Annotated in this window: 8 protein-coding genes; 4 read left to right on the top strand and 4 right to left on the bottom strand. The window is 57.2% G+C overall.

Going from position 1 to position 12,364, the window contains the following annotated elements:
* Nucleotides 1–265 precede the first annotated feature (265 nt).
* Together VGG22_16785 and VGG22_16780 are read right to left on the bottom strand one after the other, a co-directional pair.
* The gene (locus tag VGG22_16785; GenBank protein HEY1730027.1) at nucleotides 266–2,386 is read right to left on the bottom strand and encodes a prolyl oligopeptidase family serine peptidase; all 2,121 of its coding nucleotides are present in this window, start codon (nucleotides 2,384–2,386) and stop codon (nucleotides 266–268) included.
* 199 nt (nucleotides 2,387–2,585) lie between these two features.
* Entirely contained in the window at nucleotides 2,586–5,321 is a 2,736-nt protein-coding gene (locus VGG22_16780) for a TonB-dependent receptor (protein HEY1730026.1), read from the bottom strand.
* A gap of 384 nt (nucleotides 5,322–5,705) precedes the next feature.
* Between VGG22_16780 and VGG22_16775 the strand changes: the two genes are divergently transcribed.
* Complete coding sequence (locus tag VGG22_16775) at nucleotides 5,706–6,761, top strand: asparaginase (GenBank protein ID HEY1730025.1); 1,056 nt, start codon at nucleotides 5,706–5,708, stop codon at nucleotides 6,759–6,761.
* Here the strand turns inward: VGG22_16775 and VGG22_16770 are convergent.
* A complete protein-coding gene (locus VGG22_16770; GenBank protein ID HEY1730024.1) occupies nucleotides 6,737–9,493 on the bottom strand; it encodes an AAA family ATPase in 2,757 nt (918 codons plus the stop codon). The genes VGG22_16775 and VGG22_16770 overlap by 25 nt on opposite strands.
* Before the next feature lie 122 nt (nucleotides 9,494–9,615).
* On the opposite strand from VGG22_16770, the gene VGG22_16765 reads away from it, so the two are divergent.
* Nucleotides 9,616–9,852 carry a hypothetical protein gene (locus tag VGG22_16765; GenBank protein ID HEY1730023.1) on the top strand — a complete coding sequence of 79 codons (237 nt, stop codon included), beginning with the start codon at nucleotides 9,616–9,618 and terminating at the stop codon, nucleotides 9,850–9,852.
* Nucleotides 9,853–9,894: 42 nt separating this feature from the next.
* On the opposite strand, the gene VGG22_16760 is transcribed toward VGG22_16765, so the two are convergent.
* Nucleotides 9,895–10,137, bottom strand: coding sequence for a helix-turn-helix domain-containing protein (locus tag VGG22_16760; protein HEY1730022.1), 243 nt, complete (start codon nucleotides 10,135–10,137; stop codon nucleotides 9,895–9,897).
* A 286-nt stretch (nucleotides 10,138–10,423) separates the two neighbouring features.
* Between VGG22_16760 and VGG22_16755 the strand changes: the two genes are divergently transcribed.
* Nucleotides 10,424–10,573, top strand: a complete 150-nt coding sequence (locus tag VGG22_16755) for a hypothetical protein (GenBank protein ID HEY1730021.1) — start codon at nucleotides 10,424–10,426, stop codon at nucleotides 10,571–10,573.
* Nucleotides 10,566–12,269: an NADPH-dependent assimilatory sulfite reductase hemoprotein subunit gene (locus tag VGG22_16750; protein HEY1730020.1), complete on the top strand. Its 1,704-nt coding sequence runs from the start codon at nucleotides 10,566–10,568 to the stop codon at nucleotides 12,267–12,269. The genes VGG22_16755 and VGG22_16750 overlap by 8 nt, the downstream gene beginning before the upstream one ends.
* Nucleotides 12,270–12,364: the final 95 nt, after the last annotated feature.

The raw sequence follows: 12,364 nt of genomic DNA, 5'->3' as shown, positions 1-12,364 counted from the left end.
TAGCCTGACGTGTTTGCTCCCGCGCGTCGCCGCCAAGGAACTCTCCGGTGTCCGCGCTTACCGCAAGCTGCCCGCTGCAAAACACAAATCCGAAGCTATCGACGGCCTGCACATATGCGCCGCTCGGTTTCGGAGCATGCTCGGATCGAATAACACGCAAATTGATTGGTCCTACTGAAAGAAGTTGCGCTTCTTGAGCCGCTTGTGCGGCTAGCTGTATTTCACTCTGCCCGCACGAGAGCGCCCCATCAGTTCAACGCGAGCATCATTTGACCGAAAACCAACGGAACACGCGATTCCAAAGATCGCGAATATCCGCCGGAGACTCGAAGTTGTGACCGTCGCCCCAATAGCGAGCGAGCTCGGCACGCTTCCCCTGGCGTAGTAACGCCTGAAACATCATATCCAAGTGCGCCGAGTTAAAGTCGTCCATCTCCCCTTGCAGCATCAACAGGGGCGTTGAAATGTTTCCGCTCCAGTAGATCGGGCTATTCCGTACATAGCGACCCGGATTTGTCCACGGTGTTGCGTCGAGCGACATGGAATCCCACCCTCGTTCCATGTCGGGCATGATCGTGAGCATTCGCTCATAGTTTTCAAAATAACGAGTTGGACCGCCGAATGTAAGATACTCTAATGTAGAGTCTGATGAACCATTCGAAGCCGCGGCAGCGCGAAATATTTTTGTTTTGGTGAGCAAACCCATGGTCTCGTATCCACCTTGACTGTGCCCGAACAAAAAGACCCGCGACTTGTCAATATGCTCAGCTCTTATTACAGCCTTGACGGCCGGCAAAACTGCTCGCACACAAGCCGCTAGCGGTTCGTGGGTCCACGGCTTCACTGGCGGATAGAGTAAGACCGTGTAGCCATGCGACGCAAATAGGAGGTCCGTGTACCATCCGGAGCTATTCATCTCTCTAGCGATATTGAAATCGCCCCTTGTAACGGGCTTGGTCACTGGGTAGACGGCTACGACTAGAGCCCTGGGCGATGCGCTGGCAGCTCGAGCCGCCTGCAGAAGGCGTGCAAGTACTTCATGACCGTCCGCGTCGGTGTATGGGACGTACTTCAATACTGGAACCGCGACGCTTTGCAAATGCTGATTGATGGCTAGGATCTGCGACCAAGCGCTTTTCGCGTCTCTCTTGGCCCGCAATATTGTCCCATGCGTTGTAACACACAAGGAAAGAGAAAATCCCGTGCTAGCTGACCTATCCATTTCGCGGCAAGGCGGCGTCATCCGCCAATATGTAGTGGGCCGTAGATAATTGAGGTCGCGCGGCAACGAACCGGCCGATCTCTTTACGACGCCATTGATCCCTAGACTGAGCACGACCGGACGACCTCGCTTTACGCTTGCAGCGAAATTAACGCGTCCGTTCCTCCAACGCATGATATCCAAGAAGAATGGATCAGTGTACTGGCTCTTCACCCACTTGACAGGCGCTTGCCCGTCAAGATGAACCACCCCAATTCGTCGGTGCACGAATAGCGACGTTTCGAAATTGCCACCTGTATAGCCGTCAAATAGGTCTGAATAATCTAAGAGTTCATCGGGCCGCAGTCGACGGCGACCGTTGTCGGCGATTACCGCAACCCAGCGTCGATCCGGCGAAATGGCAGCTGCACGAATGTTCGCCCTTGTCAGCAAATTTATCTGACCGGTCGTAACATCGATCGTTACAAGGCTACCCTGCGGGCGACGCGTCTCTGGAAGAGGTGTCCCGGACTGTAGCACGTTTACTGAGGGAAAACGTCCCGAGTCCGTTATGAGCCACCGCTTTCGCGTCAGCGGTCCGAGCGAGTCTTCCCCCTCGCTATAGATCCTATCTTCTTCGCCAGCTGGCAAGAACTCGGCAAGAACGTGCGTAGCATCCACCCAGGCCACATTGGACTTCGATTCGCCGATCGCAAGTGCAAAGTTACCATCGAATCCGTCCCTGCCGATTCGCGTCAATTCGCCCGTTTGACGCTCCCAAATGCAAAGGTGAACGGCCACGCCGCCGCCCTCACTCGTTAGAACCGCTAAACGCTCCGAATCCGGCGACCAGTGGGGCTGCCAATATCCAAATCCGTCAGCGCTTGCGATGATCTTTCTGAGCTGCCACCGATCGCGGTCAAAAAGCCAGATTTCTGAGCGATTAAGATCCGCAGCATTGTCGGGTCCTCCGAAATGCCCGAAAGCATCATGTGAGCGAACGCGCACGATTGCGGCGTAACGACCATTCGGAGAAATAACAACCGAAGAGATCTGCTCGTTTCGGAGAATATCACTAAGAGCAAACTGCCGTGTGCTCGCAACAGCGTCTCGTGGCAATATTGCGAGAACACATACGCTGACGAGCATCGCAAAGACGCGTAAACGTATCCCGAACGTGCACACGCACTTCGTGCATATGCCAAGATATAGACGCACCGTGCTACAAGAATTCATCTGTGCGGAAAGGACGCCTTTACTCATTATTTGCGTGACATCAAACGATGACGATCGCTCTCATCACCGAGGTGTCGTGAATGATTGCGCAGGGCCTTTGGCGGGTGCAAGTCACGATAGCAGGACTGGCCGGCGGCGACAAGCCGGATCATTCTTTGATTGCGACGTTCAAGGTTAACGATCGCGCTTGATAAGGCGAGGCGAAGATCGCGCCTTGATAGTATCCGTTGGCCCCCGGAATAACGGGAACCGCTCGGGAGGGATTGTAGTTCTCAATTGGTTGATCGTAGGCGCCGGTAATGTTTGTGAAGCTCAGTACCAGGGAGACGTTCTTTTTGAGCGCATATCCAGCGTGGGCATCCCATCCGACAAATGCGGTCGGCGTGTTGTAAATATTGTTGTTTCCATAGTATGTCGCCGATAAGTCGACATACTTCCCTAGCGACCACTTGTAGCCCAATTGTGCAGAGGCACTTGTGTAAGGCACCGTCGCGAGAAAGCCGGAGGCGGAGTTAAAGTTCGGCCCTGGGATCAGACCTTGGTTTGTGCAATTCGTGCATGGAATGCTCGGGTTGTTGTAGACGCCCGCAGGCAAACTAAGCGCGTATCCGCGCGTGAAACCCAGGGTTCCCCGCCAGTAATATCCCGATGTGACATCACGTTTCGCATCAAGGTTGATGCCTTCCATACGACTCGTCCCCAGGTTCCCAAACTGCGTTATGTACAGAGGTGAACCTTGGAACGTTGAGGACGTTGTCGATGTGAAGAACTGGCCATAAAGATTGGTACGATAAAGGTCAAGCGAAACGACGGTATTCCGTTGAATGCGCGTGTCAGCTCCCACGTCGAATCCAAACGATTCTTCGGGTTTGATATTCGGATTTGGAATCGTTTGCAAGTACTCCGGCGCTTCATACGCCGGTGGCGACCCCGTCACGTTGGTGAGCGTTGGTAGTGCGTACCCGCCGCCGGCCGAAGCTCGAATTGCGATGTCGCTACTTGCGGACCAAACAGCCCCCAGTCGCGGCGCACTGTACGGGAATGATAGGTTTGAAAATGCTCCCGCCGTAATTGGAGAGGGGACGTGGAACGAGCCGTTTGCGAAGTACCATGACGCATCAAGGGCTAACTTGCTTAGCGCGGTGTCAACGTGCAGACGCGTCTCCCGCGTCGTCTCCGACACCGCGGTCGACTGACTGATTGCCGGCAAAGGACCGCCACCATAATCGATGGTTAGATAATTTGGGGCGTTATAGTACGACTGCGTGTATGACACTCCTGCGCTAGACTTTGGGCCGAGCTCTATCGCGTAACTCCCGAGTAGATCACGGTTATTTGTCCAGGCGTGAGAATCGATTGTGAGCGGCGAAAAGGTGAGAGCTTGGCTTGTGCCGTTATACGCCGTCGTAGTGCCGGGGGTACCGACATTAGCCGTACCCCACACCTGATATGTTCCGTTCGGCGCGGTATCGTAGTAGTTCAGAGAATTGTACGTGTTGTTCTGCAACGCTGCGATGCGTAGGACGCCGCTGCCGATATACGCCGTAAGCTTCTCCTCGAGGAGACTGGTCGCTTCTTCTATGGGCTGAGACGCCTGTGCTGTCAACAGCGAGTAATTTGTAGCCATGCCGGGACTCGCTGCTAAGCTGCCGCTATAAGGCGGCACGGCGACTGACGGCGCAAAATTGAGCGGGTAGTTGCCAGCCAGATCGTTAACGATCGACGTTCCTGCCGCATAGAACATCTCTACGGTCACGGATGGAGCGATCTCATATGCAAGATCGGCCGCACCATTGTGGGCTGTCCACGCAGTCGATGACTGCAAAGGGGGCCCCTTGTAGAGAAGCGTGTTACTAAAGGTACAATAACAGTTTGTAATGCCTTGCCCATTAGCGTTCTCGCCAGTAGTTGGCTGATTAACGGGCTGCCCACCGATCGTTGCCGGCGAGGCAAAGGACGTCGTGAGCACGCTCTTAGTGCCAAGAGGACCAGGGCTGTCATTGACACCGTAGATAAGAGTAGCGGCTAGACGTCCGACACGAAACTGCGCCTTCGCGTTCGAAATAATGCCCCCATAAGGATCATTGCTGGCGTTAAACTCGAAGTGGCTTGCATTGACCAATCCAGGCCCGTGCAGCACGAAGCTTCCGCCGATCGAGTCAACAATACTCGGGGCGTTTGCTCCCGGACCTCGGACAATGTCTGCTGTGTCGAACGCATTGATTGGCAGACTGCTCAAATCGAAGCCGCCGCCGACTGCAGCTCCAAGCACAGCGAAAGTGGTCCCTTGGAGGGGCATACCATCGAGCGTTGTCGACGTCTCGTAGGGCAGGGCTCCGTTTAGTGAAAGCACGACGGGAGTCTGCGGCGATCCCTGCGTGCTCATCGTGGTGGCATCACCGCCGTACGTATAACCGGAAGGCGCCACGCCGGGAACCTGTGCAAAAAGCTGTGTCCACGTACCGTTTCCCTGAAATGCGTATTCGCTTGGCGTCACCGAGGTTATACTCGAGGACGTCACATTGATATGAGCACCGGCTCCCCCGGTTGAAACATTCGCAATGGTGCGAAGATCACTTCGCTGCGCGTACTGTATAGAGACGTTGATATCGCCACTGATCGCGACATCGCTGCGCGTAGCTGTGCCCAGACCCGACGTCACCGAGATCTGATAGATTCCCCATGGCACGCTTGTCAGAGTGAACGTTCCACGATCGTCCGTCTTTGCAGATAGAATCGCCGGGCCGTGTAATTTTACATCGGCGCCGGAGACGGGAGTACCATCGGCCTTTGTAACCGTCCCACTAAGATTGGCGGTGTGCGCAGCCGATTGCGTGACTCCCGGAGCAATCTGTGCTTGCGCTTGCGTCGACGCAAGCAACATAGTTGCGATGATCGACATCGCAATACGTGAAGCCGCAACTTGGCTTTGGTGTAGAAGCGTCGTCGCGGCCGATGCGTGCCGAGCTCGTCGATCCACTGAGGCGAGAACTGCTCTCCGTGAAAAGGAGACAAAGAGATACCAACAACGACTCGCAAGCACTTGGAGAAAGATAGGCATTGATTCTCTCCCATATACGCTGCACGCATGGGCGGTTAAGCCGACATAAAGCCGACGCTAACCAAACGCTATCATCCGCCTAAGGGAGATTACTACCCTGAGTTCCCACTATTGTGAAGAGCGTCTATAGTCACTAGTGGATTTCCAGGGGTGCATTTGGCGCGATGATGACGCAGAATCGTATTCAATTTCGACAAATGGCCGGGTGTGGGCCGCCTCTGGAGATTCTTGACACTGGACACCATCCCCACGAGCACGGACGGAATACGATCTACAAACCCCCTGCGCGTTCGAGTGACACGTGGCGGGAGCGTGGAGTCCGTTCACCTCGTCTCGTTTTGTATTGTCGACGCGACGGGTGTCGTACTCAAACACCAGGGAGAGATCGAATCCCCTGTTTTCCTTCGGTCTGCAGCGAAGCCGCTTATTGCAACAGCACTCATTCGGGCAGGCGCAACAAAAACGGCCGGCTTGACCTCTCAAGAGATCGCGATCGCAAGCGGATCGCACTGGGGTCAGGCGCTTCACCTTGAGTGCATTGAGGGACTACTTGCGCGAAATGGCCTAAGCGAAAGCGCGCTACTGTGCGGAGCGACGGCTCCGAAAGACGAAGCAGCAGCTCATCGAATCATTCGAGCGGGAAGCAGCTTTCTTCCAATACATAACAATTGCTCCGGGCAGCACGCGGCTCTCGCCTGTTTTGCGTCAACGTTTCCCGACGAAGTACCCTACATAGAATCCTCGCACCCAATCCACGCAGCACTCGATCGAATTATTCAGCGGATCTTTCGCCTAGACGTCGATGCCGCGCCAAAGGGGGTTGATGGTTGTGGGCTTCCGACCCTCGCATTCTCGCTGCGCGACACAGCCCGTGCCTTCGCACTCTTCTCGCATCCAAGCGCATTTCGATCGGAAGATGCCGAAGCGATTGAAACAGTTACGCATGCAATGACGGAACATCCTGAGTACGTCGGCGGCGGCGGATCCTTCGATACCGCCCTCATGCGCGCCAGCCCTGACATCCTCTCAAAGTCGGGCGCCGAAGCCTTCTACAGCGCGACCGTCATGTCAAAGCATTGCGGAATTGCCGTGAAGGTGCACGACGGCTCGCCACGCGCCTTACCCGTTGCGATTCGCTCGATCCTCGAGTGGCTCGGTGCCTGCGACGAACGCACAAGCCGGGCGATCGAACCGTTCCTTGGTCCGATACGAAACGCTTCGGGAGCCGCAGTTGGAAACTACGAAGTCTTAGCTTCGGACTGACCTGTTCGGCTGAAATAGGCTGCCAGTTGCGAACGCGATCGTACGCCAAGGCGCTCGTACATCACGGCGAGGTGGTTCTCAACAGTATGCTCGCTAATGAATAGGCGTTTGCCGATCTCGCGATTCGTGCATCCCTCGGCAACGAGTTCGGCGACCTGCGCCTGGCGCGCCGTAAGCGCAACGTGCTCACCTTCACGGCTCGCCATCAGCGCTTTCTCTTGCCGCCGCGCTGACTTCAAGCTTCCAATCGTGAGATTGAGCGCGAGCGCTTCTTCAGGTTCGCCGGCGAGCTCGTGTGCAAGCGCTTCGTACGTCGGCCAGCGCAAATGCTTAAATCCTTCGGCCGCCGCCTTCGCGAGGGTCATCGACAAAGCCGCTTGACCCTTTCGCTTCTCAATGTAGGCCGCGCAGATGTTTTGGAAGGCCGCCGCGGCTTTATTTGCCTCGGATCGACGCCCATTAATGAGCCTCATTAAGGCGTCCGCGTCAGCAATGTCTCCGAATGCTGCGACTTCGAGAGCAAAGTCCCAACACCGATGAAGCCGATCGATCCGACTCAGTGCTTTTCGCAAAAGATCAGTGGCCTCGTCGATTTTTCCCTGCTCCCGATACAACAGGCTGAATGCTGCCGCGACGCTTCCGATACGCTGCGGTTCACCCGACCGAAACGCTTCCTCGACGGCACGAACATCGCTGAGATCCCGAATAAGTTCCTTGTCGTCGAGGAGAACAGCAACGCGCAATCCGACTGCCGCTGCGCGCGTCCGAAGCGTCGAACTCTCGAGCCCTTGACCAAGCGCGCCTCGAATCAAGTCGCGCGATCGTTGAAGGTCACCACACAAAAAGGACGTCCCCGCGGCCCCGAGACGCGTATAAGCATCACGCCAAATCAGATTCGCGTGACCGGAAGCGGAAAGTGCTCGTCGATGGGCAGCGACTGCCGTATCAGTTAATCCCAAATCGACAGCGCTGAGAGCGTAGGCGTTTTCGATCCGTACGAGACCGTCGACGTTGCCGGCTTCGTTGGCGAGCCGTGTCGCCTCCTCAAAGGCCGATAGGAAACCTTCGACATCGTCGAGAGCGGCGAGTGTCTCTCCGAGCACCTCGTAATATTGTGCCTGCCACGGCGCGTCGAGGTCTTCCAAACTCCCCGAAGCGAGCTTTAACGTCTCGGCTGCGGCGGTTGCGTCCGCAAGCGTGATCAAAAAGCGAGCATGCGTGATTCGAGCGCGAGCAAGAATTCTTTCAGAATTCGAACCCAGAGGAAGCGTGGCTGCTTCTTGCGAGGCATGCAAGCTTTCCGTCGTGTTTGATTCTTCCCAACGTTGGCGGGCGATGTGCAAGAGCACATTTGCCACTGCGTCAAAATCGCCGAGGTTGCGGTACTCGTTGGCAGCTGCGTTGAGGCAGAGTCCAGCCTCGTCAAATGACCCTTCAATACTGAGAGCGAGTCCGAGCTTTTCGTAGAGGCGAGCTCGACTCGTGCCCTGGGGATGCGCCGCGAGGGCCTTACGATAGAAGCCCGCGGCGTCATGACACGCAACGAGGTCAACCGCCGAATCGCCGGCACGCTCGTGGTAGACGACCGCCTTGTCGTCTCTTCCGGCTTTATCCCAATGGTGAGCCAGCTCAGCTGCACTTCCCTCACCTTCGGCCTCGAGAACGCTTGCAACACGGTCGTGCATGCCGTGTGCTACAGGTGTTAGCAGTTGCGCGTACAGTGCTTCGCGGATCAGCGTATGGCGGAATACGTAGGGGACCGGTTGCCCCGGAAGCTCCTCGATGAGTTGATGCGCGCGCGCCTTTTGGAGGATGCCGAGAACGTCGCTGTAGGCAGCGCCTGTCACCTTTGAGAGAAAGATCGCGTTGAAGCGTCGACCGATGACGGCCGCAAACCGCAACATTTCGATTTCCGCTTCCTCGAATGCGCGCAATCGTTGCGCGACGACGGCAGAGATTGTTAGCGGAATCCGTACCGGTGCCTCGGGATCGTCGAGTCGATCGACCGCGGAGCGCAACATCTCTTCGGCGTAAAGCGGATTCCCTTCGGACATCTCTTCAATTTGACGCCGCAGCTCGACCGACGGCATACGATGACCTTGAAGGGCCCGATGGATCAGCTCGCGGGTCTTTTCGCGCTCTAATCCTGCCAGATCGATTTCGATTGCGCCGGCACGGTGCAGTCCAGCCAAAATCGCGAGAACGTCACGCGAGTCGAACGCATCCTGCCGCATCGTCGTAAGCAGCATGACCGGCGCTTGACGCAGATTGTTCGCGAGATATGCAAACAGTTCCACAGTCGCGCGATCAGCCCACTGAATGTCTTCGATTATCAAAATAACCGGACGACGTGCGCTTCTCTTCCGAAGCGCATCCGCGACTGTTCGAAAATAGCGGATCTTGCTATCCCCGCCGGGTCGCTCGGCACTGGTCGACGTCTCGGCGCGAGCGGGGCGCTTGCGGAGATCCTCGAGGAGATCATCAAACGGAACGTACGCACCGCTGACACTGTCGTAGCATTGACCAACGTAGACGGCGGGATCGTGCTCCAGGACGGCTTCACGGAATGCATTGACGAGACGCGTCTTCCCAATGCCGGCTTCGCCGCTCACGACGACGGAGCAACCCGCGCCAGCGAGCACGCCTCCAAACGCGGCCTGCAGCGCACGCAATTCCGTATCGCGCCCAATGAGCTCGCGACAGGAAATTGGTGACGAAACCGTCGTTGGCATGTCTCCAGGTTAAATTCGTTAATCTGTCTCGCCGGTCCGCTACTAAAGTATGAAGCGATACCGAACCCCGGAAATCCACTAGTCGCGTGATCCTGAGACAGATGTGAGCGCCGTTCGGATTCGTGCGTCGCGTCGTCGACGAAGACCAAGAGCGTGCATTTCGGCGCGCGATCTTCGAACCAGCGGTGATGGGAGCCGTCGATCTGGACGAGTTCACCAAAGCAGGGCCGCCGCTCGCGTGGTGGATGCGTCGCTTTGCGCTTCGAGCGGCGCGGCTTCCAGAGTCTTGCCGTGATCATTGCCGTGCGCAGCGTTTCCTTGGGGATCGTAATGCCGTCGCGTTCGGCCAATTTCTCTGAGGCCAGCGTCGGCCCGAAGTCCGGATACCGTGTCGCGATCAGCTAGAGAGCTTGCTGCAACAACGCCGGATTGGTGCGATGGTTGCCGGGTTTGCCGCGTCTTTTGGAGACGAGTCCGTCTGCGTCTTCGCGTCGGTATGCGCGCCAAAGTCGCTTGACCTGACGTGTCGTGAGTCCAAGTTGCACAGCGACGTCGTGTTGCTTCAGATGACCGCTCTCAAGCCGTTGCATCGCTTGCAGCCGCGTAATCTCGCGCTGGCTCATGGTCGTTAAGTCGCTCCTCATAGAGCGGCCTTCGCAACCAGGTCGGGGACATTTCTATCCGGTCAGAAAGGGGACATCTGTATTTGGCCCTGATATTACATCGAAGGCTACTTGACTACGCTACTGTCTCGTGTTACGGTCACCGCGATGTTTAGCGCGCACGCGATCATGATGATGTGTTGTATCTCGCCCCTGCGGGGATCGGCGTAGAGGACACACACGCGTGCCTTTCATGGCTGCGTAGAGCCCTCGCCGATTCGGCGGGGGCTCTTCATTTTCTCTTCCCATCGCACTAGGAGAGATAGTCATGGAAGCGCTCGTTGACACAACGAGGCACGTCCTCAGCTTGGCTGTTGCCAAGTTCCACAATCGTATCGCGCTTACGTGTTCCTTCGGTGGCCCGTCCGGCATCGTCTCGCTCGATGTCGTGCACCATACGCAGCTGATCCATGAGTGATCATCTGCTCGACCTCGGCTCCGGTGCCGGCAGCAAAGTCGAATCGGTCAAGGCCGGCAGCGCATTCTTGCGCGGCACGATCGCAGAGCAACTCCTCAGCGATAGCCCTAACCTTCCGGAGGCCGACGCGCAGCTCCTCAAGTTTCATGGAAGCTATCAGCAAGAGGATCGCGACCAGCGCCGAGCGCGTCGCGACGAGGGTACGGGCAAAGCGTATCAGTTCATGATCCGCACGCGGGTGCCCGGCGGTGTGTTGTCCGCGGCGCAATACTTGGCCGAAGACGCACTCGCGGACAAGTACGGAAATGGCACACTTCGCATTACGACGCGGCAGGGATTTCAGCATCATGGCGTCCTCAAGGGAGACTTGCGCAGTGCGATCGCGGAGATCAATTCCGCCGATCTGACGACGCTTGCAGCCTGCGGGGACGTGAATCGCAACGTCATGACATGCCCAGCGCCCATCCGGACGGAAGCCGATGAGGCGATCGTGGGCGTCGCGCAGGCAATCGCGCGCCACCTAACCCCTACAACGCGCGGATACCGCGAGATCTGGGTCGACGGTGAACGCGTCGAGCAAGCGGCGCCTGACGTCGAACCGATTTACGGCTCGACGTATCTACCGCGCAAATTCAAGATCGGCATTGCGCGCCCAAATGACAACTGCGTCGACGTCTACACGCAAGACATCGGCCTGGTCGCAAATGTCGAGGCTGAACGTCTCGTCGGCTTCACGATACTCGTTGGCGGCGGCATGGGCATGACGCATGGCAAAGCGGCGACCTATCCTCGGCTCGGTACGCCGCTCTGCTTTGCCGTCCCGGACGACGTGCTCAAGATCGTCGAGGCCATTGTCACGACGTATCGGGACTGGGGCGATCGCAACAACCGTAAGCACGCGCGTCTCAAATACGTCGTTGAGGAACGCGGCATCGCGTGGTTCCGTACGGAAGTGCAACGTCGAAGCGACCTACCGCTACGCGCCCCGCGACCCGTTCGTTTAGACAATGTCGACGATCACCTTGGCTGGCAGCCGCAGCCAAACGGGCGTTGGTGCTTCGGTCTATTCGTCGAGAACGGCCGCATCAAAGACGACGAAACGTCGACATTGCGGAAAGCACTTCGCACCGCCATCGACCGCTTCCAGCCCGGGGTGCACCTCACGGCACAGCAGAATATCTTGCTGACCGATATTCACGTCTCCGATGTACCTGAAGTGACGCGGCTCTTCGAATCGTGTCGCGTCGCCGTCGATCCGCAAAAGCTCGGAACGCACCGGCACGCCATGGCGTGCCCCGCACTACCGACCTGCGGCTTGGCGCTGACCGATGCCGAGCGCGTGCTCCCCGATGTCGTTGCTGAGATCGACGCCGAACTCGAACAACTTGGTCTCGACGATCGGCCGCTCAGTATTCGCATGACGGGATGCCCGAACGGTTGCGCTCGCCCGTACATGGGCGATGTCGGTTTCGTCGGACGCTCGAAAGACCTTTACGACATCTTCCTCGGTGGCGATTGGGCAAATACGCGTCTAAACTGGATATTCGCGACAGGCGTTCGCCTGAATGAACTTGCGTCGACCGTCGCGCCGCTCTTACGGCGTTGGCAGCAAGAAGGCGAGGGCGAGGAGAGCTTCGGCGATTTTTGCCATCGCCTTGGACGTGAGGCACTCGCCGGCGCAGCGGTGGCGAGCTGATGGATCCACGTTACACTTTCGCCGGCTTTGTCGTCGGGTGCTTCATCGGTTTCTCGGGCGTCGGATCATCATCTCGGCAGCAGCGATTGTATACT

The sequence above is a fragment of the Candidatus Baltobacteraceae bacterium genome, assembly GCA_036489885.1.
Taxonomy (GTDB): domain Bacteria; phylum Vulcanimicrobiota; class Vulcanimicrobiia; order Vulcanimicrobiales; family Vulcanimicrobiaceae; genus JAFAMS01.
Note: the sequence above shows the minus strand (reverse complement) of the source record. Positions and strands in the feature narration are given on the sequence as shown.